Origin of the sequence: Parazoarcus communis (assembly GCF_003111645.1) — a bacterium.
Taxonomy (GTDB): Bacteria; Pseudomonadota; Gammaproteobacteria; order Burkholderiales; family Rhodocyclaceae; genus Parazoarcus; species Parazoarcus communis_A.
On record NZ_CP022187.1, the window covers coordinates 1,718,005 to 1,742,952 of the forward strand.

The window sequence follows — 24,948 nt, forward strand, 5'->3', positions numbered from 1 at the left end:
CACTCGAGGCTCTTCGCTTGAACAACCGATAAGTTGTGGATACTTGACCACTGCGACCTTTCTCTTGAAAGGAGGTGATCCAGCCGCACCTTCCGATACGGCTACCTTGTTACGACTTCACCCCAGTCATGAATCTCACCGTGGTAAGCGCCCCCCGAAGGTTAAGCTACCTACTTCTGGTGAAACCCACTCCCATGGTGTGACGGGCGGTGTGTACAAGACCCGGGAACGTATTCACCGCAGCATGCTGATCTGCGATTACTAGCGATTCCGACTTCACGTAGTCGAGTTGCAGACTACGATCCGGACTACGATCGGCTTTAAGAGATTAGCTCCACCTCGCGGCTTGGCAACCCTCTGTACCGACCATTGTATGACGTGTGAAGCCCTACCCATAAGGGCCATGAGGACTTGACGTCATCCCCACCTTCCTCCGGTTTGTCACCGGCAGTCTCATTAGAGTGCCCAACTAAATGATGGCAACTAATGACAAGGGTTGCGCTCGTTGCGGGACTTAACCCAACATCTCACGACACGAGCTGACGACAGCCATGCAGCACCTGTGTTCTGGCTCCCGAAGGCACCAAGTGATCTCTCACAAGTTCCAGACATGTCAAGGGTAGGTAAGGTTTTTCGCGTTGCATCGAATTAATCCACATCATCCACCGCTTGTGCGGGTCCCCGTCAATTCCTTTGAGTTTTAACCTTGCGGCCGTACTCCCCAGGCGGTCAACTTCACGCGTTAGCTGCGTTACTCAGAAAGTTACCTCTCCGAACAACTAGTTGACATCGTTTAGGGCGTGGACTACCAGGGTATCTAATCCTGTTTGCTCCCCACGCTTTCGTGCATGAGCGTCAGTACAGGCCCAGGGGGCTGCCTTCGCCATCGGTGTTCCTCCACATATCTACGCATTTCACTGCTACACGTGGAATTCCACCCCCCTCTGCCGTACTCTAGCCTTGCAGTCACAAACGCAGTTCCCAGGTTAAGCCCGGGGATTTCACATCTGTCTTACAAAACCGCCTGCGCACGCTTTACGCCCAGTAATTCCGATTAACGCTCGCACCCTACGTATTACCGCGGCTGCTGGCACGTAGTTAGCCGGTGCTTCTTGTCAAGGTACCGTCATCCGACAAAGATATTAGCCTTGCCGTTTTCTTCCCTTGCGAAAGAGCTTTACAACCCGAAGGCCTTCTTCACTCACGCGGCATGGCTGGATCAGGCTTGCGCCCATTGTCCAAAATTCCCCACTGCTGCCTCCCGTAGGAGTCTGGGCCGTGTCTCAGTCCCAGTGTGGCGGATCATCCTCTCAGACCCGCTACAGATCGTCGCCTTGGTGAGCCTTTACCTCACCAACTAGCTAATCTGACATCGGCCACTCCAATCACGTGAGGTCCTAAGATCCCCCACTTTCCCCCTCAGGGCGTATGCGGTATTAGCTACGCTTTCGCGTAGTTATCCCCCATGACTGGGCATGTTCCGATGCATTACTCACCCGTTCGCCACTCGCCGGCAGGTGCAAGCACCCCCGCTGCCGTTCGACTTGCATGTGTAAAGCATGCCGCCAGCGTTCAATCTGAGCCAGGATCAAACTCTTAAGTTTAATCCTACAAAGTACTCAAAATCATTTTACTGACATATGAGCACCTAATCTTTGTGAAACTCAAAACTGCCTAAGCAGTTTCATGGCCACAGCGATCAAGCACCCACACTTATCGATTGTTCAATTTTTTAAAGAACCGCTGCAGTTCCTGCAGCAGAGAAGCGAGATTATGATCAACTTAACTTATCTCGTCAACCCCTGTCTTCGTTTTATTTCAAAACCACCGAAACAACAAAAACAGAAATCCGCTTCAAAAATACCTGCAAAAACAACTGCTTTCCTGCCATCACCCCGTTTCGCTAACTGCGTTTCGCGGTGAAGAGGTGCGCATTATAGACACCTCAGAATGCTCGTCAACAACTAAATTTCAGATTGTCGAAAAGAAGCCCAATTCACGCCTCGGCGCCCTTCTGATGACGCATCAGCGCCCAGGCGACATGCTCGCGCACAATCTCTGAAGGATGATCGGCCCTCGCACTGAGCGCAGCCACGACTTCGGGCGTACCAGGGCCGTTACCAAGTGCAACCGCAATGTTGCGCAACCATCGTTCGTGACCGATGCGGTGAATCGGACTTCCCGCGGTCAGGCGCCCGAACGCTTCTTCGGTCCACCCGAAGAGTTCTACGAGCGATGCACTGTCGAGCCCGTTCCGCACCTCGAAGTCAGTTTCCACAGCCCGCCTGGCGAACCGGTTCCAGGGGCAGACAAGCTGACAGTCGTCGCATCCATATATGCGATTGCCGATGAGCGGACGAAACGCCTCGGGGATGGAGCCGTGCAACTCGATCGTCAGATAGGAGATGCAGCGTCGCGCATCAAGCCGGTAAGGCGCAACGATTGCTCCGGTAGGGCAGGCATCGATACAGGCGACGCAAGTCCCGCAGTGCGCACTCACCGGCTCATCCACTGGCAAGGGCAGGTCAGTGAAGATCTCACCAAGAAAGAAGAACGACCCGAGCGACCTGTCTATTAGTAGGGTGTGCTTGCCTCGCCACCCGAGACCACTCTTCGCACCCAACTCCACTTCCAGTACTGGCGCTGAGTCTACAAATACCCGGTAGGCGGACGGAGAGGCACCAGCGATTCTGTCAGCAAGCTTCTGCAGGCGCGACCGCATCACCTTGTGATAGTCCCGGCCCAAGGCATAGCGCGAAACATAGGCAAGCGTCGGATCACTCAGAACCGCCTCTGCCGGCCTGGCATCCGGCCAGTAATCCATACGCACCGAGATGACACGCAGCGTTCCCGGCAGAAGCTCTGCCGGGCGCGCCCGCTTCAGCCCGTGGCGCGCCATATAATGCATCTCGCCATGAAATCCGGCTTCGAGCCAGCGCTCCAGCCCAGGCTCAGCCGATTCGAGACCGGTGTCCGCCACGGTGATGGCACCAAACCCGAGCTCGCGCGCCCACAACCGGACATGTTCAGCCAAGGCCGCCATGTCCTCGGAAGACCCCTGGATAGTCGAGGAAGACTCATGCTCAATCTTGTTCACCCTGCGGATGATAGCTACACCGTGCTCACGACGCACCTCGACAATGAGGACGACACACTTGAACTTGGCGGTTTACTCGCCGCAGCCCTGACACCCGGACTGAAGATCTGGCTGAACGGAAACCTTGGCAGCGGAAAGACGACACTCACCCGCGGACTGCTTCGTGAACTCGGTCACACTGGAAAAGTCAAGAGCCCGACGTATACTCTCATTGAACCTTATGTAGTTTCTAGATTAGACTTATATCACTTTGATTTTTATCGACTGAACTCACCTGAAGAGTACCTTGATGCAGGACTGGACGAGTACTTCAACGGACCGGGCGTGTGCATTGTCGAGTGGCCTGAACAGGCTGCTCCCTATCTCGCCACTCCAGACCTCGTTGTCCTCATCGAGCCAGAAGGTGAAGGACGACGAGCCACCCTCCGGGGTCTCACCGAAGCGGGGCAAACATGCATAAGCCAACTAGCCAATTGTCAGAAGAAACAATCCCCACCCCCCGGAAAATGAACCGACGAACCCTGCTCAAGTTCGCAGGCGCCTCGCTTGCGCTTGTGGTGAGTCCGGTCGGCATGGCTGCAGGCAGCCTGCTTGCGGTCAGAGTCTGGCCCGCCGAGGAATACACCCGAATCACGCTCGAAGGCAGCAACGAGCTTCGCTTCACCCACCTGATGGTGAAGGATCCCGAACGACTGGTCGTTGACCTCGAAGGCATTGAGCTCAACAGTGTTCTGCAAACACTCCCTGGCAAGGTGCTCGACTCGGACCCCTACATTCGCAACATCCGGGCCGGTCAGAACCGCCCCGGCGTGGTCCGTGTGGTGGTCGAACTCAAGGCCGAGGTCAATCCGCAAGTCTTTACGCTCGCGCCGGTCAGCAACTACGGACATCGTCTGGTGCTGGATCTTTATCCAACCGTCGAAATGGATCCGCTGCTGGCGCTCATCGAAAAGTCATCCCCGATCGACGCGGCCGCCGGCGAATCCGGCATCACCGACGCAAAGGCGCACGGCAGCCCGGAGATCGCCCAGCGCGACAACGCGCCCGCGCATCGGGAGCGCAAGCCCGAGCCTCGTGTAAACCGCCTGTTCACCGTAGTGCTCGACGCTGGGCACGGCGGAGAGGATCCTGGCGCGGTTGGCCGCGGCGGGAGTTACGAGAAGAACGTCACGCTCGACATCGCCAAGCGCCTGCGCAAGAAGATTGACGCGATGCCGAACATGCGCGCCGTACTGACCCGCGACGGCGACTACTTCGTGCCGCTCGGTCAGCGCGTCACCCGTGCGCGAAGGGTTCAGGCGGACCTGTTCGTCTCAGTCCACGCCGACGCCTTCGTGCGCCCGGAAGCCCGGGGCAGCTCGGTATTCGTGCTGTCCGAAAGAGGGGCATCGAGCTCGGCTGCACGATGGCTGGCGCAGAAAGAGAACGATGCGGACCTCATCGGTGGCGTCAATCTGGCAAAGCAGGACGGCCACCTTGCGCGAACCCTGCTTGACCTGTCTCAGGCCGCGACGATCAACGACAGTCTCAAACTCGGCAAGGCCGTGCTGGCCGAACTCGGCGACATCAACACCCTGCACAAGGCTCACGTGGAACAAGCGGGCTTCGCCGTGCTGAAAGCACCCGACATCCCGTCGATCCTCGTTGAAACTGCGTTCATCAGCAACCCGGAAGAAGAGCGTCGCCTCAATGACGACGCCTATCAGGACAAGATGGCCGAGGCGATCATGCGCGGAATCCGACGCTATTTTGACGACAACCCGCCCGCGCCGCGCACCCGCGTTGCACAGCTGGGCTGATTTGCCCCCTCCTTTGCCGGTATAATCGCGGATTTTTTCAGGCGGTTATGCAGGTTTTTCGCGGGTTCCCCGAACAGGCAAAGGAAGCCTGCGTGCTGACCATAGGCAATTTCGACGGTCTGCATCGCGGGCATCAGGCGCTACTCAAGCAGCTCACCGACAAGGCTGGCGCATTGGGTGTGCCTGCGGTCGTGCTCACGTTCGAGCCGCATCCGCGTGAGTACTTCGCCCCGGACAAAGCCCCTGCGCGCCTTGCTTCACTGAGAGAGAAACTGCAGCTGCTGGCCACCAGCGGCGTCGATCGCGTGCATGTCTGCCGCTTCGACGCGCGATTTTCCGCGCAGTCTGCAAGCAGCTTCATTGAAGACGTGCTGGTCAAAGGGCTGGCGGTACGCCATCTCTTCATTGGTGACGATTTTCGATTTGGCGCGGGACGCAAGGGGGATTTCGCGATGCTCCAGGCAGCGGGCCGTGACTTCGGCTTTGGCGTCGAGTCGATGCCGACGCTCGCCGTGGCCGGCGAACGCGCCTCGAGTTCGGCAGTACGCTCGGCGCTTGCGGACGGCGACCTCGAACACGCCGCGCAGTTGCTCGGACGCCCCTACAGCATCGCTGGTCGCGTGGTCCATGGTGACAAGATCGGACGCCAGCTCGGTTTCCCCACACTGAATATTCAGCTCAAGCACCGCCGCCCCCCGCTTTCAGGTGTTTTTGCGGTCTCCGTCGAAGGACTGGAGGGCGGCCGGCTTGCTGGCGTCGCCAACGTGGGCGTCAGGCCAACAGCCACCGATGCCGGGCGCGCCCGTCTTGAAGTCCACCTGCTGAACTGGAGCGGCGACTGTTACGGCGCTCATCCGCGCATTCACTTCCTGCTCAAGATTCGCGACGAGATGAAATTCGCCTCGCTCGACGAACTGAAAACGCAAATCGCCCGCGATGCCGATACTGCACGCGACTGGTTCGCCCTCAATCCGAATTGCCTTCTAGGCTGAACAGAGACAGACGCACACGCCATGGCCGACTACCGCAAGACGCTCAACCTTCCCGATACCTCCTTCCCGATGCGCGGCGATCTGCCAAAGCGCGAGCCGAAGTGGATTGCCGAATGGCAGCAGAAGAAGCTCTACCAGCGCATTCGGGAGGCCAGCGCAGGACGGCCCAAGTTCGTGCTCCACGACGGCCCTCCGTACGCGAACGGCAATCTCCACCTCGGCCACGCCTTGAACAAGATTCTCAAGGACATCATCGTGCGCTCGAAGACCATGGCCGGTTTCGACGCCCCGTATGTTCCCGGCTGGGACTGCCACGGCCTGCCCATCGAACACAAGGTGGAAGTCACCCACGGCAAGAACCTGCCTGCGGACAAGGTGCGGGAACTGTGCCGCGCCTATGCGGCCGAGCAGGTCGAGATCCAGAAGCAGGAGTTCATTCGCCTCGGCGTGCTGGGTGAATGGGACAACCCCTACCTGACAATGAACTTCGCCAACGAGGCGAACGAGATCCGTGCGCTGGCCGAAATGACCAAGGCCGGGTACGTGTTCAAGGGCCTGAAGCCGGTCAACTGGTGCTTCGACTGCGGCTCAGCGCTGGCCGAGGCCGAAGTCGAGTACGCGGACAAGCAATCCCCGACGATCGATGTCGCGTTCGCCGTGACGGATGCTGATGCACCGAAACTCGCCGCTGCATTCGGCCTCGACACGCTTGCGAAGCCCGCGGCCGCCGTCATCTGGACCACCACACCGTGGACGATTCCCGCCAACCAGGCACTGAACGCACACCCCGAATTCGACTATGCACTGGTCGACACCGGCGAGCGGCTGCTGATCGTGGCCGAGGAGCTCGTGGCTGCCTGCCTTGAACGCTACCAGGCCGAAGGCAGGATCCTTGCGACCACCAAGGGCGAAGCCCTCGAGCGTATCGAGTTCCGCCACCCGCTCTACGACCGTGTCTCACCGGTCTATCTTGCCGAGTACGTCGGTCTCGACGCCGGCACCGGCATCGTGCACTCGGCGCCTGCGCATGGCGTGGATGACTTCAACTCCTGGGGCGCCTACGGCCGCAGCAATGACGAGATCCTGTCTATCGTCATGGGCCACGGCGAGTACGTACCCGACCTGCCCTTCTTTGGCGGGATGAACATCTGGAAGGCCAACCCAGCCATCGTCGACAAACTGCGCGAAGTGGGTGCGCTGGTCTCGGACAGCAAGATCAGCCACAGCTACATGCACTGCTGGCGTCACAAGACGCCGCTGGTCTACCGCGCCACGGCGCAGTGGTTCGTAGGCATGGACCGCAAGGCTGCAGATCAGACCACGCTGCGCGAGCGCGCGCTGCGCGGGGTTGAATCCACCAAGTTCTTCCCCGCATGGGGGCAGTCGCGTCTGCATGCAATGATCGCCAACCGCCCGGACTGGTGCATCTCGCGCCAGCGCAACTGGGGCGTCCCGATCCCGTTTTTCCTGCACAAGGAAAGCGGCGAGTTGCATCCGCGTACCATCGAGCTGATGGAAGAAGTCGCAAAGCGCGTCGAGAAGGAAGGCATTGAAGCCTGGTTCAAGCTCGACGCAGCGGAGCTCCTTGGGGCTGAAGCTGCCCACTACGACAAGATCAGCGACACCCTGGACGTCTGGTTCGACTCCGGCACCACGCACTGGCATGTGTTGCGCGGCTCGCACAACGACGGTCATGCCGAAGGCCCGCGTGCAGACCTGTACCTCGAAGGCTCCGACCAGCACCGCGGCTGGTTCCATTCCTCACTGCTGACCGGCTGCGCCATCGATGGTCACCCGCCCTACAAGGCGCTGCTGACGCACGGCTTCACGGTGGACCAGCAGGGCCGGAAGATGAGCAAGTCGCTCGGCAACACCATCCTGCCGCAGGAAGTGTCGGACAAGATGGGCGCCGAGATCCTGCGTCTTTGGGTGGCCAGCACCGATTACTCGGGCGAACTTGCGATGTCCAAGGAGATCCTCGCCCGTGTGGTCGAAGGATACCGGCGCATCCGCAACACGCTGCGCTTCCTGATGGCCAACACCGCCGATTTCTCCATCGACACGGATGCCGTGCCCATCGATCAGTGGATGGAGATCGACCGCTATGCGCTGGCCTTCACCCGCCAGATGGGCGTCCAGGCAGAGGCCGATTTCGGCAGGTTCGAGTTTCACAGGATCGTCCAGGGCTTGCAGATCTTCTGCTCGGAAGAACTGGGCGCCTTCTATCTCGACATCCTCAAGGACCGCCTGTACACGACCAAGGCAGACAGCCTCCCGCGCCGCGCCGCACAGACGGCGCTGTGGCACATCACCCAGACGCTGATCAAGCTGATGGCACCGATTCTCACCTTCACCGCAGAAGAAGCGTGGGCCGTCCTCAATCCGGGCAAGGACGACAGCGTGATGCTTCACACCTACCATGCCCTGCCGGCACAGGAAGGCGAGGCTGGACTCATCGCGCGCTGGGAGAGCATCCGCAGCGTGCGTGCCGACGCACTGAAAGTGATCGAAGCCCTGCGCGCTGAAGGCAAGGTGGGCGCATCGCTGCAGGCCGAACTCGAACTGCATCTGACGGACGAAAAGTTCGTCGCCATGCAGAGCCTGGAGGACGATCTCCGCTTTGTCACCATGACTTCGCGCGCGGCGCTGGTCAAAGTGGCCTGCGCCGAGGAAGAGCGCATTGTTGCCACGCCGAGCGAACAGCAGAAGTGCGAACGCTGCTGGCACTACACGGACGATGTCGGACATGACCACGATCATCCGACGCTGTGCGGCCGTTGCGTGAGCAACCTGTTCGGAAGCGGAGAAGCGCGCTCGCATGCCTGATCCGAAGCAAGCCGCCCGGCCGGCCCTCACGGCGATGTTGCCATGGCTCGCATTGGCCATGCTCATCGCGGTGCTCGACCAGGTCACCAAGCAGATCGTACTGAGCATGATGGAGTACGGTGCGCGCGTTCCGGTGACCGGGTTTTTCGATCTGGTGCTGGTGTTCAATCGCGGCGCAGCGTTCAGCTTTCTGGCCGAGCACTCCGGCTGGCAACGCTGGTTCTTTACCGGGCTGGCCGTCGTCATCTGCGGCTGGCTGACCGTACTCCTCCATCAGCACCGGAATGAACGTCTGCTGCCGAGCGCGTTCGCACTCATCATCGGCGGAGCGATCGGCAATGTGGTCGATCGCCTGATGCATGGCGCAGTCGTAGACTTCCTGTACTTCCACGCCGGTCGTTTCGGCTGGCCGGCGTTCAATCTCGCCGACTCGGCCATCTTCGTCGGCGTCGCCCTGATGCTGTGGGCGCAGTTCCGCAGCAGCAAACAACACACCCACTCAAAACCGGAGCGTTCCTCGTGAGCCAGACCGTTGCCGACAACAGCCTTGTCACCCTTCACTACCGCATCACGCTGACCAATGGCCAACCGCTGATCAGCACCTTCGAGGCCACCCCCGCCACCCTGCAACTCGGCGCGGGCGAGATGCTGCCGGCAATGGAGAAGCTGATCGTGGGGCTCGAAGTGGGCAGCAACCATGTCTTCGAACTCGAACCCGAGAACGCATTCGGCCCCCACCGCGAGGAACTGGTGGAGCGGGTAAAGCGCGAACACATGCCTGCGGAAGAGATCGAAGCCATGAGCATCATGGAGTTCAGCGCGCCCGACGGTTCGCGCTACTCGGGACTGGTGCGCGAAATCGACGCAGAATCGGCGCTGATCGACTTCAACCACCCGCTCGCGGGAAAGAACATCCGCTTCGAAGTGAAGATCATCGGCACCTCGTGATGCCGGGTTCAGCCTCAGAGAGAACATATGAACGATAAGGAAATCATGCTCGCCACCCCACGCGGCTTCTGTGCCGGGGTGGAGCGCGCCATCGAGATCGTCGAGCGGGCGCTGCAGCGGTTCGGCGCACCGATTTATGTTCGCCACGAAGTGGTGCATAACAAGTTCGTCGTTGATGACTTGCGCAACAAGGGCGCAATCTTCATCGAGGAACTGGAAGAAGTCCCTTCGGGCAACACCGTCATCTTCAGCGCGCACGGCGTGTCGCAGGCAGTGCGTGACGAAGCCGAGCAGCGTGGCCTGCGTGTGTTCGACGCCACCTGCCCGCTGGTCACCAAGGTGCATATCGAAGTGGCCCGCATGCGCGAACAGGGCCGGGAACTGGTCATGATCGGCCACAAGGGGCACCCGGAAGTCGAAGGCACAATGGGTCAGGTCAGGGACGGCATCCATCTCGTCGAGACCGCCAATGACGTCGCCGGCCTCACCGTTGCCGACCCCGACAAGCTCGCCTATGTCACCCAGACCACGCTCTCGGTGGACGATGCGGCAGCGATTGTTGCTGCGCTTCGCGAGCGCTTCCCGAACATCGTTGGCCCCAAAAAGGACGACATCTGCTACGCGACCCAGAACAGGCAGGACGCCGTGAAGTTCATGACGCCGTTTGCCGACGTCGTGTTCGTGGTGGGCTCGAAGAACAGTTCGAACTCGAACCGTCTGCGCGAAGTTGCCGAACTGCGCGGAGTGCCCGCCTACCTGGTGGACAACGCTGACGGTATCGATCCGGCCTGGCTTGACGGCAAACGCCGCATCGGCGTCACCGCGGGCGCGTCTGCGCCGGAAGTACTCGTGGAGGACGTCATCGTGCGACTCAAGTCACTGAGCGGCGGAGCGGTGCGCAACCTCGACGGCGTGCCCGAAAAAGTGACCTTCCCGCTCCCCAAGGAGTTGCAGGACACCCCGTAAGGCAGATGGTCGGGGATGCGAGCCCTGTCCGTATCCCCGAACAGACAGCACCGCGGAAGCCACAAGGCGCAGCGCGCCCGGACTGCTTCCGCGGGCACACATCAGATATGCGGCTCCATGATGCGGCGATAGAACTCATGGAAGTGCTGCATCCCATCCTCGTAGGGTGACTGGTAAGGCCCCACCTCACTGCGGCCCTCCTTCAGCAGGGCACGACGGCCGCGGTCCATGCGCTCGCCGATCTCGTCGTCCTCGATCGCGGTCTCCATGTAGGCGGCCTGCTCGGCCTCGACGAACTCGCGCTCGAACTCGACGATATCTTCCGGGTAGTAGAACTCGACCACATTCGTGGTCTTGTCGACATCGACCGGAATCAGCGTGCTGACAACCAGCACGTGCGGATACCACTCCACCATCACGTTCGGATAGTAGGTCAGCCAGATCGCGCCATGCGCCGGCTTCTTCTCGCCGTAGTAATCCTGCACGGCCTTGTGCCACCTGCCGTAGGTCGCCGACCCCGGCTTGGCAAGCGAAGTGATGCCGACACGCTGCACCGAATACCAGTCACCGAACTGCCAGGAAAGGTCGTCGCAGGTGACGAACTTGCCCAGCCCTGGATGAAAGGGTGCAACGTGGTAATCCTCGAGGTAGACCTCAATGAAGGTCTTCCAGTTGTAGTTGCACTCGTGAATTTCGACACGATCCAGTTTGTAGCCGGTGAAATCGAGTTCGCGCGCCACCTGCATGCCGGCAAGGTCGGCATTGGCCGAGCGCGGCCCCTTGAACAGCAGCCCCTGCCAGTCCTCCAGCACGTCGCGCCGGAGATTGAGACAGGGATTATCCGCAAAATGAGGCGCGCCCAGCAGTGTGCCCTGCTGGTTGTAGGTCCAGCGATGAATCGGGCATACGATGTGCTCGGTCGAGCCCGACCCTTCGAGCATGATCGCCTGCCGGTGCCGGCAGACGTTGGACATCTGGTGAATGCCCGCATCGGTGCGAAACAGCAGCTTGGAATGATCAAGCCATTCAAGCGAACGATAGTTGCCGACTTCCGGTACCATTAGCGCATGGCCAACGTACCCCGGCCCGGCATCGAAGAGGAGTTTCTTCTCCATCTCGAAAACCTTCTCGTCGAAGTACCATGAAACCGGCAGCTGCGATGCTGCTGGTGCCAATTGCGACTTGGCCGCGATATCGGACATTACCGAACCCCCTAATCTGGACCAGAATCCGGACAGATAAACGTAATATCTTAAGCGAAGCCCCGTTTGACCGCCAGACGCCCGATCGGTTATTTTCCCGTCTTTACCCGCGCCACGTCCTGATCCATGCCAAAGTCGGCGTCAGCTCCAAAATCCTTCGAAGCCGCAGTCTCCGAACTTGAGACCATCGTCCAGCAAATGGAATCCGGCACCCTGACGCTCGAGGATGCCCTCGACCGCTACCAGCGCGGCGCCAGCCTGCTCAAGTATTGCCAGGAAACCCTGAGCAATGCCGAGCAGCGCATCCGGGTACTCGAAGGTGATTCACTGGTCGACTTCAATCCGGACCCGACGCGGAGCGATACATGAGCCAGAACGACTTTGCCGACTGGATGCGTCAGGTTCAGGCGCGCACCGAAACGGCGCTGGCGGACGTCCTGCCCGATCCGAACCTCGCCCCTGCCCGCCTCCACGAAGCAATGCGCTACGCGGTACTCGGTGGTGGCAAGCGGGTGCGCCCGCTGCTCGTTCATGCTGCCGGGCAGCTCGTCGGCGCACCGTCTGCGCACCTCGACCACGCTGCCTGCGCGGTCGAACTGATCCACGCCTACTCGCTGGTGCATGACGACATGCCGTGCATGGATGACGACATCCTGCGTCGCGGCAAACCGACCGTACATGTCGAATATGACGAAGCGACCGCGCTGCTGGTTGGCGATGCATTGCAAACCCTCGCGTTCCAGGTGCTCGCCGACAACCCGGTCAGTGCCACACCTGCGGGCCAGATCGCAATGATCCGCCAGCTGGCCACTGCCTCGGGCTCGCGTGGCATGGCAGGCGGTCAGGCCATCGACCTCGCTGCAGTCGGCAAGCAGTTGTCGCGCGAAGAGCTCGAGTTCATGCATGTCCACAAGACCGGCGCCCTCATTCGCGCGTCGGTGCTGCTCGGCGCGCAGGCCGGCACGCCCCCCGACGAGGCAGACCTCCAGCGTCTGGACCGTTACGCCAAGCTGATCGGCCTGCTTTTCCAGGTGGTCGATGACATCCTCGATGCCGAGGCCGACACGGCCACGCTTGGCAAGACTGCGGGCAAGGATGCCGACAATGACAAACCGACCTATGTCAGCCTGATCGGGCTCGATGAAGCCAAGCGCCTGTCGCGGGAGATGCTCGCCGAAGCGCATGAGGCACTGGCACCGCTCGGCGAGCGCGCCGCCCGCTTGCGTGCGCTGGCCGACTACATCGTGCATCGCCCATTCTGACTCCCACCTTCTTCTGCCGGCCCGACACATGTCTCCGTACAAAAATCTAGAACGCATCACCTCACCCGCCGACCTGCGCGCCCTCGAACGCCGCGAACTGGGTCTCGTCGCCGATGAGCTGCGTGCGTTCCTGATTGAGTCGGTATCCAAGACCGGCGGACATCTGTCATCGAACCTGGGTACGGTCGAACTGACGATCGCCCTGCACTACGTGTTCAACACCCCGGAAGATCGCATCGTCTGGGACGTCGGGCATCAAACCTACGGCCACAAGATCCTGACCGGGCGCCGTGAAGCGATGAGCAATCTGCGGCGCTGGGGCGGCATTTCCGGCTTTCCCCGCCGCTGCGAAAGCGAGTACGACACGTTCGGCACCGCGCACTCCTCGACCTCCATCTCGGCGGCACTCGGCATGGCCGCAGCGGCCCGCGACCGCGGCGAGGACAGGCAGTCGATTGCGGTCATCGGTGACGGCGCAATGTCGGCAGGCATGGCCTTCGAGGCGCTGAACAACGCTGGCGACATGGAAGGCGTCAACCTGCTGGTGATTCTGAACGACAACGAAATGTCGATCTCGCCACCCGTCGGTGCGCTCACCAAGATTCTTGCCCGTCTGATGTCCGGCTCAACCTACAACACCGCCCGCCGCGTCGGCGAGAAAGTGCTGGGAATGGCACCTTCCGTTGCGGAGCTGGCGCGCAAGGTCGAAGAGCACGTAAAAGGCATGATCACCCCGGGCACCCTGTTCGAGGAGTTCGGCTTTCATTACTACGGCCCGATCGACGGCCACGATCTCGACGCCCTTGTGCCCACACTGCAGAACCTGCGCAAGCTCAAGGGCCCTCAGTTCCTGCATGTGATTACCCGCAAGGGACAGGGTTACAAGCTCGCCGAAGCCGACCCCATTCTTTACCACGGCGTCTCCAAGTTCGACCGCAACGCCGGCATCCAGAGCAGCAAGACCGGCGCCAAGCTCACCTATACCCAGGTATTCGGTGACTGGTTGTGCGACATGGCTGCGACCGACCCGCGCGTCGTCGGCATTACGCCGGCCATGCGCGAAGGCTCGGGCCTGGTACGTTTCGAACAGGAATTCCCCGACCGCTACTACGATGTCGGCATCGCCGAGCAGCACGCGCTGACCTTCGCCGCGGGCATGGCCTGCGAAGGCTATCGCCCGGTGGTGGCGATCTACTCGACCTTCCTGCAGCGCGCTTACGACCAGTTGGTGCATGACATTGCGCTGCAGAACCTGCCGGTAGTACTGGCCGTCGATCGCGGTGGTCTGGTCGGAGCCGACGGCGCGACCCACCATGGCGCGTTCGACCTGTCCTTCCTGTCGTGCATCCCGAACATGGTGGTGATGGCGCCGGCCGATGAGAACGAATGCCGGCAGATGCTCTACACCGCAGTCTGTCACGACGGACCCACCGCAGTGCGCTACCCGCGCGGCAGTGGCACCGGCGTTGCGCCGGAAACCGCGATGACCGCACTGCCCATCGGCAAGGCCGAAACGAAACGGCAGGGCAAGCGCATCGCGCTGCTCGCCTTCGGCAGCATGGTCAATACGGCCACCACAGTGGGCGAAGTGCTCGATGCGACGGTTGTTAACATGCGCTTCATCAAGCCGCTCGACGACGCGCTGATTGTTGAACTTGCCGCGAGCCACGACCTGCTGGTGACGATCGAGGAGAACGCCGTCATCGGCGGCGCAGGCTCGGAGGTCGCACGTGTCGTCGAAACACTCGCCGAACGTCCGCGCATCCTGCGTCTCGGCCTCCCCGACAATTTCATCGACCATGGCGAGCAGGGACAGCTTCTGGCCTCGATCGGCCTCGACAAGGACGGCATTCTCGCAAGTATTGCGAAAGCCTATCCAGGCAATAGTTGAGTAAGCTTGTCGGGATTGCTAGCATTCGCTTTCTGAAAGGGCGCAGACCCCGACCACAACAGAGAACACACATGAACACCCAGGCAGCACAGGCCATTCCCGACGTCCAGAGCAGCATCGATCGCCGCGAGATTGCGATCAACAAAGTCGGGATCAAGGCGATCCGTCACCCGATCAAGGTCAGCGACAAGTCGGGCGGCGTGCAGCACACCGTTGCCACTTTCAACATGTATGTCGGCTTGCCCCATAACTTCAAGGGCACCCACATGTCGCGCTTCGTTGAGATCCTCAACAGCAACGAGCGTGAGATTTCGGTCGAGTCCTTCGAGCCGATGCTGCGTGAAATGGTGACGCGCCTCGAGGCCGAAACCGGTCACGTCGAGATGAGCTTCCCCTACTTCATCAACAAGGCAGCACCGGTATCCGGCGTGCAGAGCCTGATGGATTACGAAGTCACCTTCATCGGCACCATCCACGAAGGCGGTCGCTACGCGTTCACCATGCGCATCATGGTGCCCGTCACCAGCCTGTGCCCGTGCTCGAAGAAGATCTCCGAATACGGCGCGCACAACCAGCGCTCGCATGTCACGGTCACCGCAACGCTGAACGACCATCTGTGGATCGAGGACGTCGTACAACTGGTTGAAGGCCAGGCATCGTGCGAAGTCTATGGCCTGCTCAAACGCCCCGACGAAAAGTACGTTACCGAGCGCGCCTACGAGAATCCGAAGTTCGTCGAAGACATGGTCCGCGACGTCGCCGGCCTGCTCAACCACGAGCCACGCATCGACGCCTACTCGGTCGAATCGGAAAACTTCGAATCGATTCACAACCACTCGGCTTACGCACTCATCGAACGGGACAAGCGTCAGGCGGCCTGACTCATATGACTCTGCCCTCCGTCCCGCTGTCGGTGCTCGATCTTGCACCGGTTCCACAGGGCAGCACGCCTGCCGACGCGCTGCGCAACACCACCGCGCTTGCACGTCACACCGAGCGCCTCGGTTTCAATCGCTACTGGCTTGCCGAACACCACAACATGACCGGCATCGCCAGTGCGGCGACGGCGGTGGTCATTGGTCACGTGGCCGCGGCAACCTCGAGCATTCGCGTCGGCGCTGGCGGGATCATGCTGCCGAACCACGCTCCGCTTGTCATTGCCGAGCAGTTCGGCACGCTCGAGTCGCTCTTTCCCGGGCGCATCGATCTCGGCCTCGGTCGCGCACCGGGCACCGACCAGCGCACCGCGCGCGCATTGCGGCGAAACCTCGCCAGCAGTGATGACAGCTTCCCGCAGGACGTTGCGGAACTCCAGTTCTACTTTGCTCCGCCACAAGCCAACCAGCCTGTGCGAGCTGTTCCGGGCGCAGGTCTGGATGTGCCGATCTGGCTGCTCGGTTCCAGCCTCTACAGTGCGGAGCTCGCAGCCCACCTCGGCCTGCCCTTCGCCTTCGCGTCGCACTTCGCGCCGCGCTTCCTGATGCAGGCAATCGATCTCTATCGCAGCCGCTTCAGACCATCCGCCACGCTCGATGAACCCTATGTGATGGTCGGCGCCAATGCGATCGGCGCGGACAGCGACGACGAAGCGCAGTTTCTGCTGCGCTCGCTGCGCCTGCGCTTTGCGGCCATGGCCCGCGGCGTGCGTGGCACGCTTCCGCCCCCGGAGGACTTCAGGGAAAGCGACTGGACGGCAGCAGAGCTCGCCTTTGCCGACGAGTCCCTGTCGTGCGCGGCAGTCGGTGCCACCTCAAGCATGGCCACGCAGCTGTCTGCGCTCGTCGCGCAAACTGGTGCCGACGAAATGATCCTCACCGCGCAGATCTTCGATCACCAGGCGCGGCTGCATTCGTATGAGGTCCTTGCCCAAGCATGGGGTCTGGCGCCCCTGGGCGCATCGCGAAGCTGAATCGCTGCGTGGCACACGCCCCGCAGCTGGCTGAAGCCTGTCAGCGCGCTGGCGCACCCGCAGTGAGTCCCTGCCGCAGTTCGCGCAGTCTTGCCTTGATTCGACGTGCATTGTCGACGCCCATCCGCACCATGATCTTCTGCCCTGCGGACAAGGCTTCGAGTTCGGGGTCTTCGAAGCGGTAACGCACCTTGGGTTGAATCAGGCGAATCGGGCCTGCGACTTCGGGCGCTGCCAGCATGTGATCAATGACGACGACCAAGCGATCGTTGAAATAGGCGGACGGGTAGCCAAGCTCGTCATATGCAGCCTGAAACAAGGGATACAGCCGCCGGTACGCGGCAACGAGCATGCGCATGTCGGCCTGCTCGGCGAACAGGACGTACGGCAGATAACGCGCCTCGTTGTCGGCCGCAATACTCCGTGCGCCGTCCTGTTCATTAACAATGAACCCGCCGTCGGCCTTGCGCACCGGGGAGCGAGACAAGGGCAGCCGCTCACCAGGCAGGTTATCCACCGTCACCACGATCCGCCGTACGAGATCCTTCACCACGACAAGCTCGCCCAGACCGCCGCCGAAGCTGCTGCCGAACTCCGCAGCCACACGGTCGTCACTGCCGGCGAGCTCGGGCGGTGGTAGGACTGCAGCTTCTGCCGGCGCCTCGACCACGGCGAGCTCGGGCACGATCGGGTAGCGAATGACCGGCTCGATCAGCCCTGACGACGCAGGCTCCGCCGGCTGCTGCACTTGCGGGACAGGTTCGGCCGGCCTGACTTGCTCGGGCGCTGGCCCGAACCCCAGATACGCAACACCCGCTCCGATCGCAAGCACCGCAACCAGCAATACACCCTTCAGCGTTCTTGAGCTCACCCGTCCCCCCGTCAGTCGTGTTCGACGCAGCGCAGCGTCACCCGTTCGGGGCGAAGCACACGCGCGTTCCCGTCATCCAAAACAGCCTCGGACGGAACGACGGATCCCATCGCCCCGCGCAGGCAACAGGAACAACGATACACGGACGGGGCGCGCGTGTCCGCCCCGTCGCAGGGCGGACACGTCCACCGCGTTCAGGCGAAGAAGCGCAGCGCGGTGTCGACCACTGCGCTCGCCTGCGGCACGAAGGCCTGCTCGAGCGGGAAACTTGCCGCTGCGGGTGCGTCCGGGCCAGCCACCCTCCGCACCGGAGCCTTGAGCGCAGCGAAAGCCTTGTCCGCGATGGTGGCGGCAATCTCGGCGCCGACACCGCAGCTCCGGCTCGCCTCATGCACGATGATGGCCCTTCCCGTCTTCCTGACCGAAGCGAGGATACTCGCCTCATCCAGCGGCTTGAGCGTGCGCAGATCGATGACTTCTGCCGACACGCCCTGCCCGGCAAGCGCCTGCGCCGCCTCTTCGCACACTGCGACCGTCTTCGCATAGGAGATCAGGGTGACATCCTCCCCTGCCCTGCGCACCATCGCCTCGCCGATCGGCACCAGACATTCGCCATCCGGCACGTCGCCGGCGACGAAGGCGAGACCGATATCGACAAAGAACAGCACCGGGTTGTCATCTCGAATCGCAGCCTTGAGCAGTCCCTTGAAATCCGCCACGCTCGAGGGCATGACCACCTTCACGCCCGGGCTATGCACAAACCAGGCTTCAATGTTGTGGTTGTGCTGGGCACCGACACACCAGCCGGCACCGGTCATCGTGATCGCCACCAGCGGAAAGCTGAACTGTCCGCCGGACAGATAGCGCAGCTTTCCCGCACTGTTGACCAGCTCGTCCATCGCGTAACACAGGAAAGGCGCGAACAGCAGGTCGGCAACGGGACGCAGGCCGGTAGCCGCCGCACCTGCAGCCGTGCCGGCGATGATGCCCTCGGCCAGCGGGGTGTTGCGCACCCGCTCGCCCCCGAAGGCCTCCACCAGCGCATGTCGTTTCGTCGCCACGCCTTCGCCCATCAGCAACACGCGCGGGTCGCGTGCCATCTCCTCGGCCAGCGCCTGATCGATCGCTTCCTGAACTGTAATCTGTGCCATTTTTCCTGGCTCCTCAGGCGTAGACATCGGTGACGAGTTCATCGATCGCGGGATACGGCGAGTCCATTGCATAGGCGACCGCCGCGTCGACACGGCTTTTCGCCGCCGCCCTCATCGTCGCGATGGCGTCGGCATCGAGCCTTCGGGATTCCTGCAGGCTGCCCTCGAAGCGCGACAGCGGGTCACGCGCCCATGCAGACGCCAGCTCCTGCGCATCGACGTACGCCTGATCATCGGGTTCGAAATGCCCCCGCAGGCGGTAGGTCCGGGCTTCGAGCAGAAAGGGCTTGCCGCTGCGGACCACGTCCAGCGCCGCAGTGGCCACTGCGCGCACCGCCTCGACGTCGTTCCCGTCCACCGTGACACTGTCGATGCCGAACGGCGCAGCCCAGCTCGCGATACGATCGGCCAGCATGGTCTCGCGCCGGCTGACGAAGGCCTGCCATTCGTTGTTCTCGCACACGAAGAGAATGGGCAAACCCCACACCGCGGCAAGATTGAGCGATTCATGGAAACGCCCTTCGCAGGCTGCGCCGTCGCCAAAGAAACACACGACGACACCTGCACGATGCAGCATCTTCTGTGACAGGCCGACGCCACATGCCAGCCCAAGTTCGCCGCCCACGATGGTCGAGGTCAGAATCACCCCCAGCTCACGCGCCGAGATGTGCAGCGAACCACTCTTGCCCTTGCAATACCCGTCCCTGCGCCCCATCACTTCGGAGAAAAGACGTCCGGGGTCTGCCCCGCGTGCCAGCAGATGCCCGGCGCTGCGATGATTGGTGAGAATCAGGTCATCCCTGCCCAGCGCCGCAATCACACCCACCGCGCAGGCTTCCTGACCCACCGAGGTACAGGTGCCGGGCGCCCCGGATTCGGCCTGCAAGGCCGCTGCCTGCTCTTCATAGGCACGGATCAGCTGCATCATCTGCAACAGTTCTTCCGGCCGCTCGCCATACAGTTTCACGCTCACGCCACACCTCCTGCTCCGCTTCGGTCTGTGAGTCCGGCGCCAGAAACGGCCGGACGCGACAGACTCTAGCCGCAGGAACTTCCCCGCGGCACGCGCTTAGGAAACATTTAGCATGATGCGAATGAAATCATAGACTTCGCCCCGCGCTCAGGCCTGAACCAGGCTCAGCGGACGCTGAACGCGCAGTCGGAAACGCCCGCGCCCCGTCTTCTCGATCTGCACGGGCGCCTCGCGCTCGACCAGTCGGCGTGCAAGCAGGATCAGCCGCGCCTCAAGATTGTCGCTGATCTCGGGCAGCCGGATTCTGGGGTCGAGCCGCAGTTCGCGATTGGAGAAATCAGTCTGTCCTTTGTCAACGTAGTCGCGAACCAGCGCCAAAAAGATGGAACCGGCCACGCCCTTGATCAGGTAGCCCCCATCGAGAAAGACGCTGTCGTTCTCCGCGTAGTGACGCACGGTCACTGCCCGGCCCCGCGCCGGGGATGGCGAGGGTTCGGGCTCAACGGGGTCCTCGCTGGTTTCATGGCTGTGCTGGAGCACACGCATCGCCGCCCCCAGTTGCCCCGCCAGCGCAACCAGGGCGTCCTCGTCGTCATAGCCGAAGCGCAGCTCCTGCGCGCTCTCGACATACAGCATGCCAACGAGCATGTGACAGGCCATGATCGGTACGGCCAGCTGGCTGCATGACGCGGGAAGTCCGGGCAGCGGGATCTCGGTTTCGATTCCCCTCACACCACTTTTCTCGAGGCCGCTGCGAATCGCCCGCCCATAGCTGTACTCGGCTGCAAAATGCCCGATCCTGATTGGCGTGCGTTCGCGGGCAGCAACGCCGATGATGCCGTCGCCGAGCGCGATTTCCGAGCCCACGCCCGAGCTCGGATACCCTCTGCTGGCAACCGTGTACAAGTGTCCGCCCCCTTCGTCCAGCATCAGCACCATCGCATGCTCGATGTCGAAATGACGTGCAAGCCCCGCCAGCAGACGCGACAGCAAACCCTCCAGATCGGCGGCACCGCAAAGCATCTCGGAGCACGCCCTCAAGGACGACAGCCTGTTGCGGTGAACCGGCGGCAGGACGACGACCTCGCCCGGCACCTTCTCGATATCGAGTACGCGATAGACATCCGAACCCAGCAGGCGGAAAACGCCGCTCATGCCGGTATGCGAAGCGATGCCGGCCAGCCTCACCTTCATGGTCTCGAACAGCGGACCACTGTCCTCGGTGCGCAGGTACTGCAGGCTCAGCCGATAGTGAGCCGCAGTGTGGGGGTCGATCACCGACACCCGCGCATAGGGAGACGCCAGAATATTGCGCCGCGTGGTGTTGAAAAACTGGTAGGACAAGGCGACATGCTCGCTGTCCACGAACTGAACCTGCGAAAGATAGGCGACGTTCGGCGTGCCGTCCGGCGCGCAGGTGGCGATATTGCCCGGGACGACACCTTCGAGGCAATCACGTATGCTTTCCAGCCTCACCATCACCGAGCCCCTGCGAGTGGCTCGCCCGCATGCGGCCCAGGCGTCTGGGAAAACGCGGACGTCGGCGTAAATCGCACCATGACAAGCTCATCCACCGGACAGGCGAGCAGCGCGCGCACCATTTCTTCGGTATGACCATAGGGTGCCAGCACGCCAACGAAGCCGTCGCGGTAGCGGTCGACCAGCGCTGCGTCGCCGGGCTCGAGGCGCAGGACCAGGGCATCGTCCCCCTTGAGCTGCAGGGTGCGGTGTGTGCTTGGCTCACTGAAAACGACCGCTAATGCGCCGCTGCGTCGAACACCATCGAGCACGTCCGCCGCCGCCTTCACCCCGAAGATCACGTTCACGCTGTTGCAGTCCTCCGCGACACGGCAACCGAGCCCGCGCGCCAAGGCCGGGAAGCCCCCGGGGCGACAGGAAGCAGCATTGATCGACACCGCGCCGGAGATGAACTCCGCGTGCGCGCGATCGAGAATCGGCGGGCGTGAACTCGACATCGTGTTCAAATCATAGCCGCGTTTGCAGACACTTCCACTTCCTGCATGGCCCTGCATCGCCCCTAATGCGCGCCTTGGAAAGCAGCTCGGACACTCACCTTCCGCCAGCTGCGCAAGCCCCCGTTCCGCCCTGATCCCCGGGAAGTCGAGCACGAAAAAAAACGCCCCTACCGGTTTCCCGGACAGGGGCGCTTCACTGCGCCGGCGAGTCCGCTCACGCAAACCCGCCCGGCCTGATGCTTCAGATTTCGACGGTGTCGGCGACTTCCTTGAACTCGGCGATCTGGTCGAAGTTCATGTAGCGATAAACCTCACCCGCCTTCGCGTCGAGCGACTGAACCTGCGCCAGGTACTCGGCAACCGTCGGGATCTTGCCGGTCAGCGCGCACACTGCGGCCAGCTCGGCAGAGCCGAGGTAGACCTGGGTGTCGATACCGAGACGGTTCGGGAAGTTACGCGTGGACGTCGACATCGCCGTCGAACCCTTGCGAATCTGCGCCTGGTTACCCATGCACAGCGAGCAGCCCGGCGGCTCCATGCGGGCACCGGACTTGCCGAGCACCGAGTAGTAGCCTTCTTCGTTCAGGATCATGGCATCCATCTTGGTCGGCGGAGCCACCCACAGACGGGTCGGGATGTCCGACTTGCCTTCGAGCACCTTGGCCGCAGCACGGAAGTGACCGATGTTGGTCATGCACGAACCGATGAACACTTCGTCGATCTTGGCGCCGGCAACTTCGGACAGCAGCTTGACGTCGTCCGGGTCGTTCGGGCAGGCAACGATCGGTTCCTTGATGTCGGCCAGATCGATGTCGATCACAGCAGCGTAATCGGCATCGGCGTCGCCCGACAGCAGCTCGCCGTTGGCGATCCACGCTTCCATGGCCTTGATGCGACGACCCAGGGTGCGGGCGTCCTGATAGCCATTGGCGATCATCCACTTCATCAGCGTGATGTTCGAGTTCATGTACTCGACGATCGGCGCCTTGTCCAGGTGCACCGTGCAGCCAGCGGCAGAGCGCTCGGCCGATGCGTCGGACAGCTCGAATGCCTGCTCGACCTTCAGATCCGGCAGACCTTCGATTTCGAGGATGCGGCCGGAGAAGATGTTCTTCTTGCCCTTCTTCTCAACCGTCAGCAGGCCCGCCTTGATGGCGTACAGCGGAATGGCGTTGACCAGATCACGCAGGGTGACGCCGGGCTGCATCTTGCCCTTGAAGCGCACCAGCACGGATTCCGGCATGTCCAGCGGCATCACGCCAGTGGCAGCGGCAAAGGCGACCAGACCGGAACCGGCCGGGAAGGAGATGCCGATCGGGAAACGGGTGTGCGAGTCACCGCCGGTACCAACGGTATCGGGCAGCAGCAGACGGTTGAGCCAGGAGTGGATCACGCCGTCACCCGGACGCAGCGAAACGCCGCCACGCGTGGAGATGAAGCTCGGCAGTTCGCGGTGGGTCTTGACGTCGATCAGCTTCGGGTAGGCCGAGGTGTGGCAGAAGGACTGCATCACCAGATCAGCCGAGAAGCCGAGGCAGGCCAGATCCTTGAGCTCGTCGCGGGTCATCGGGCCGGTGGTGTCCTGGGAACCGACGGTGGTCATCTTCGGTTCGCAGTAGGTACCCGGGCGAACGCCCTTGCCTTCCGGCAGGCCGCAGGCACGACCGACCATCTTCTGTGCCAGCGAGAAGCCCTTGCCGCTGTCGGCGGGGTCTTGCGGCAGACGGAACAGCGTGGACGGCGGCAGGCCAAGCGCTTCACGCGCCTTGGTCGTCAGGCCACGGCCGATGATCAGCGGAATACGGCCGCCGGCACGGACTTCGTCGAGGATGACCGGAGTCTTGAGTGCCGCTTCAGCGATCTGTTCGCCGTTCTTGAAGGCGGTGACCACGGCAGTTGCCTGGTCGACCTTCAGTTCGATCTCGTCGCCCATGTCCATCGACGAAACGTCGATTTCGATCGGCAGCGCACCGGCATCTTCCATCGTGTTGAAGAAGATCGGCGCAATCTTGGAACCCAGACACACACCACCGAAACGCTTGTTCGGCACGAAGGGGATGTCTTCGCCGGTGAACCACAGCACCGAGTTGGTGGCCGACTTGCGCGAGGAACCGGTACCGACCACGTCACCAACGTAGGCGACGAGGTTGCCCTTGGCGCGCAGATCTTCGATGAACTTGATCGGACCGCGAACACCGGCGTCTTCCGGCGTGATGCCCGGACGCGGGTTCTTCAGCATGGCCAGCGCGTGCAGCGGGATGTCGGGACGCGACCACGCGTCCGGTGCCGGCGACAGGTCGTCGGTGTTGGTTTCACCGGTGACCTTGAACACGGTCAGCTTCTGCGACGCGGGGACTTCAGGACGGCTGGTAAACCACTCGCCGTCGGCCCAGGACTGCAACACGGCCTTGGCGTTTGCGTTGCCAGCGTCGGCCAGCTCCTTGACGTCGTGGAAGAAATCGAACATCAGCAGGGTCTTCTTCAGACCTTCAGCCGCGACCGCACCGACCTCGGCATCGCCGAGCACGTCGATCATGGGCTTGATGTTGAAGCCACCCAACATGGTGCCGAGCAGTTCGACGGCCTTGGTGCGCGACACCAGGGCACAGGTTTCTTCGCTCTTGGCGAGCTTGGCCAGGAACTCGGCCTTGACCTTGGCGGCATCATCGACACCAGCCGGTACGCGGTAGGTGAGCAGTTCGACGAGGAACGCTTCCTCGCCGGCAGGCGGATTCTTGAGCAGTTCGACCAACTCGGTAGTTTGCTGCTTGGTCAGGGGCAGCGCGGGGATACCGAGGGCGGCACGCTCGGCGACATGGGCACGGTAGGCTTCAAGCACGGCGACTTCCTTCCAGTTTGTGACGGTGGCAGGGGCTCCGAACGGGGGTTCTCCCGCACGGATCAAACGAGATTATATGTCTTTTATAAGACTTAGGGTGCAGTGCAACACCCTGCGCGGTCTCAGACACGACTCAAGCGTCCAATTCTACTCCCGACGCATCTACCCACAATAGGCCATTGGCAAGGATTTGGCAGGTTTCGCGGCACACAGCGGAATCCGGGGAACATCACATGCATCGGTCTG

At 61.9% G+C, this 24,948-nt stretch carries 21 protein-coding genes and 1 rRNA gene; 13 read left to right on the top strand and 9 right to left on the bottom strand.

What is annotated here, in order from left to right; all coding sequences use genetic code 11:
- Window positions 1-67 precede the first annotated feature (67 nt).
- Window positions 68-1,604, bottom strand: a 16S ribosomal RNA gene (locus tag CEW83_RS07795).
- 82 nt (window positions 1,605-1,686) lie between these two features.
- Here CEW83_RS07795 and CEW83_RS21015 point away from each other — a divergent pair.
- Window positions 1,687-1,923, top strand: coding sequence for a hypothetical protein (locus tag CEW83_RS21015; RefSeq protein WP_159099415.1), 237 nt, complete (start codon window positions 1,687-1,689; stop codon window positions 1,921-1,923).
- 73 nt (window positions 1,924-1,996) lie between these two features.
- Here the strand turns inward: CEW83_RS21015 and queG are convergent, their stop codons facing one another.
- A complete protein-coding gene (gene queG / locus CEW83_RS07800) occupies window positions 1,997-3,043 on the bottom strand; it encodes a tRNA epoxyqueuosine(34) reductase QueG (protein WP_108948834.1) in 1,047 nt (348 codons plus the stop codon).
- A gap of 36 nt (window positions 3,044-3,079) precedes the next feature.
- Here queG and tsaE point away from each other — a divergent pair, with 36 nt between their 5' ends.
- Genes tsaE through ispH form a run of 7 tightly spaced genes read left to right on the top strand, consistent with a single transcriptional unit; the run spans window position 3,080 to window position 10,628 of the window.
- Complete coding sequence (tsaE, locus tag CEW83_RS07805; RefSeq protein WP_108951267.1) at window positions 3,080-3,607, top strand: tRNA (adenosine(37)-N6)-threonylcarbamoyltransferase complex ATPase subunit type 1 TsaE; 528 nt, start codon at window positions 3,080-3,082, stop codon at window positions 3,605-3,607.
- Entirely contained in the window at window positions 3,550-4,896 is a 1,347-nt protein-coding gene (locus tag CEW83_RS07810) for an N-acetylmuramoyl-L-alanine amidase (RefSeq protein ID WP_108948835.1), read from the top strand. The genes tsaE and CEW83_RS07810 overlap by 58 nt, the downstream gene beginning before the upstream one ends.
- Window positions 4,897-4,943: 47 nt before the next feature.
- Window positions 4,944-5,888: a bifunctional riboflavin kinase/FAD synthetase gene (locus CEW83_RS07815; RefSeq protein WP_108948836.1), complete on the top strand. Its 945-nt coding sequence runs from the start codon at window positions 4,944-4,946 to the stop codon at window positions 5,886-5,888.
- A 21-nt stretch (window positions 5,889-5,909) separates the two neighbouring features.
- Entirely contained in the window at window positions 5,910-8,714 is a 2,805-nt protein-coding gene (gene ileS / locus CEW83_RS07820; RefSeq protein ID WP_108948837.1) for an isoleucine--tRNA ligase, read from the top strand.
- On the top strand, window positions 8,707-9,237 hold the full coding sequence (lspA, locus tag CEW83_RS07825) for a signal peptidase II (protein WP_108948838.1): 531 nt from the start codon (window positions 8,707-8,709) through the stop codon (window positions 9,235-9,237). Before ileS ends, lspA begins: the two co-directional genes overlap by 8 nt.
- Window positions 9,234-9,662: an FKBP-type peptidyl-prolyl cis-trans isomerase gene (locus CEW83_RS07830; protein ID WP_108948839.1), complete on the top strand. Its 429-nt coding sequence runs from the start codon at window positions 9,234-9,236 to the stop codon at window positions 9,660-9,662. Before lspA ends, CEW83_RS07830 begins: the two co-directional genes overlap by 4 nt.
- A gap of 27 nt (window positions 9,663-9,689) precedes the next feature.
- Complete coding sequence (ispH, locus tag CEW83_RS07835; RefSeq protein WP_108948840.1) at window positions 9,690-10,628, top strand: 4-hydroxy-3-methylbut-2-enyl diphosphate reductase; 939 nt, start codon at window positions 9,690-9,692, stop codon at window positions 10,626-10,628.
- A 101-nt stretch (window positions 10,629-10,729) separates the two neighbouring features.
- Here ispH and CEW83_RS07840 read toward each other — a convergent pair whose 3' ends face one another.
- On the bottom strand, window positions 10,730-11,830 hold the full coding sequence (locus tag CEW83_RS07840; protein WP_108948841.1) for an aromatic ring-hydroxylating oxygenase subunit alpha: 1,101 nt from the start codon (window positions 11,828-11,830) through the stop codon (window positions 10,730-10,732).
- Between the two features lie 126 nt (window positions 11,831-11,956).
- Here CEW83_RS07840 and CEW83_RS07845 point away from each other — a divergent pair, with 126 nt between their 5' ends.
- The 5 genes from CEW83_RS07845 to CEW83_RS07865 all read left to right on the top strand — a co-directional run bounded on the left by CEW83_RS07845 (window position 11,957) and on the right by CEW83_RS07865 (window position 16,892).
- Complete coding sequence (locus tag CEW83_RS07845; RefSeq protein ID WP_108948842.1) at window positions 11,957-12,199, top strand: exodeoxyribonuclease VII small subunit; 243 nt, start codon at window positions 11,957-11,959, stop codon at window positions 12,197-12,199.
- Window positions 12,196-13,092, top strand: coding sequence for a polyprenyl synthetase family protein (locus tag CEW83_RS07850; RefSeq protein ID WP_108948843.1), 897 nt, complete (start codon window positions 12,196-12,198; stop codon window positions 13,090-13,092). Before CEW83_RS07845 ends, CEW83_RS07850 begins: the two co-directional genes overlap by 4 nt.
- A 28-nt stretch (window positions 13,093-13,120) precedes the next feature.
- Window positions 13,121-14,983, top strand: a complete 1,863-nt coding sequence (gene dxs / locus CEW83_RS07855; protein ID WP_108948844.1) for a 1-deoxy-D-xylulose-5-phosphate synthase — start codon at window positions 13,121-13,123, stop codon at window positions 14,981-14,983.
- A 71-nt stretch (window positions 14,984-15,054) separates the two neighbouring features.
- Window positions 15,055-15,864 carry a GTP cyclohydrolase FolE2 gene (gene folE2, locus CEW83_RS07860; protein WP_108948845.1) on the top strand — a complete coding sequence of 270 codons (810 nt, stop codon included), beginning with the start codon at window positions 15,055-15,057 and terminating at the stop codon, window positions 15,862-15,864.
- A gap of 5 nt (window positions 15,865-15,869) precedes the next feature.
- Window positions 15,870-16,892: an LLM class flavin-dependent oxidoreductase gene (locus CEW83_RS07865; RefSeq protein WP_108948846.1), complete on the top strand. Its 1,023-nt coding sequence runs from the start codon at window positions 15,870-15,872 to the stop codon at window positions 16,890-16,892.
- 40 nt (window positions 16,893-16,932) lie between these two features.
- Here the strand turns inward: CEW83_RS07865 and CEW83_RS07870 are convergent, their stop codons facing one another.
- The 6 genes from CEW83_RS07870 to acnB form a co-directional block, all read right to left on the bottom strand.
- Window positions 16,933-17,763 carry a DUF3014 domain-containing protein gene (locus tag CEW83_RS07870; protein WP_199915239.1) on the bottom strand — a complete coding sequence of 277 codons (831 nt, stop codon included), beginning with the start codon at window positions 17,761-17,763 and terminating at the stop codon, window positions 16,933-16,935.
- A 194-nt stretch (window positions 17,764-17,957) separates the two neighbouring features.
- The gene (locus tag CEW83_RS07875; RefSeq protein ID WP_108948848.1) at window positions 17,958-18,914 is read right to left on the bottom strand and encodes an alpha-ketoacid dehydrogenase subunit beta; all 957 of its coding nucleotides are present in this window, start codon (window positions 18,912-18,914) and stop codon (window positions 17,958-17,960) included.
- Between the two features lie 13 nt (window positions 18,915-18,927).
- Complete coding sequence (locus tag CEW83_RS07880) at window positions 18,928-19,887, bottom strand: thiamine pyrophosphate-dependent dehydrogenase E1 component subunit alpha (protein WP_234419021.1); 960 nt, start codon at window positions 19,885-19,887, stop codon at window positions 18,928-18,930.
- Between the two features lie 147 nt (window positions 19,888-20,034).
- A complete protein-coding gene (locus CEW83_RS07885) occupies window positions 20,035-21,366 on the bottom strand; it encodes a GAF domain-containing protein (protein ID WP_108948849.1) in 1,332 nt (443 codons plus the stop codon).
- Entirely contained in the window at window positions 21,366-21,863 is a 498-nt protein-coding gene (locus CEW83_RS07890; RefSeq protein ID WP_108951269.1) for a hypothetical protein, read from the bottom strand. Before CEW83_RS07890 ends, CEW83_RS07885 begins: the two co-directional genes overlap by 1 nt.
- A 241-nt stretch (window positions 21,864-22,104) precedes the next feature.
- The gene (gene acnB / locus CEW83_RS07895; RefSeq protein ID WP_108951270.1) at window positions 22,105-24,702 is read right to left on the bottom strand and encodes a bifunctional aconitate hydratase 2/2-methylisocitrate dehydratase; all 2,598 of its coding nucleotides are present in this window, start codon (window positions 24,700-24,702) and stop codon (window positions 22,105-22,107) included.
- Window positions 24,703-24,948: the final 246 nt, after the last annotated feature.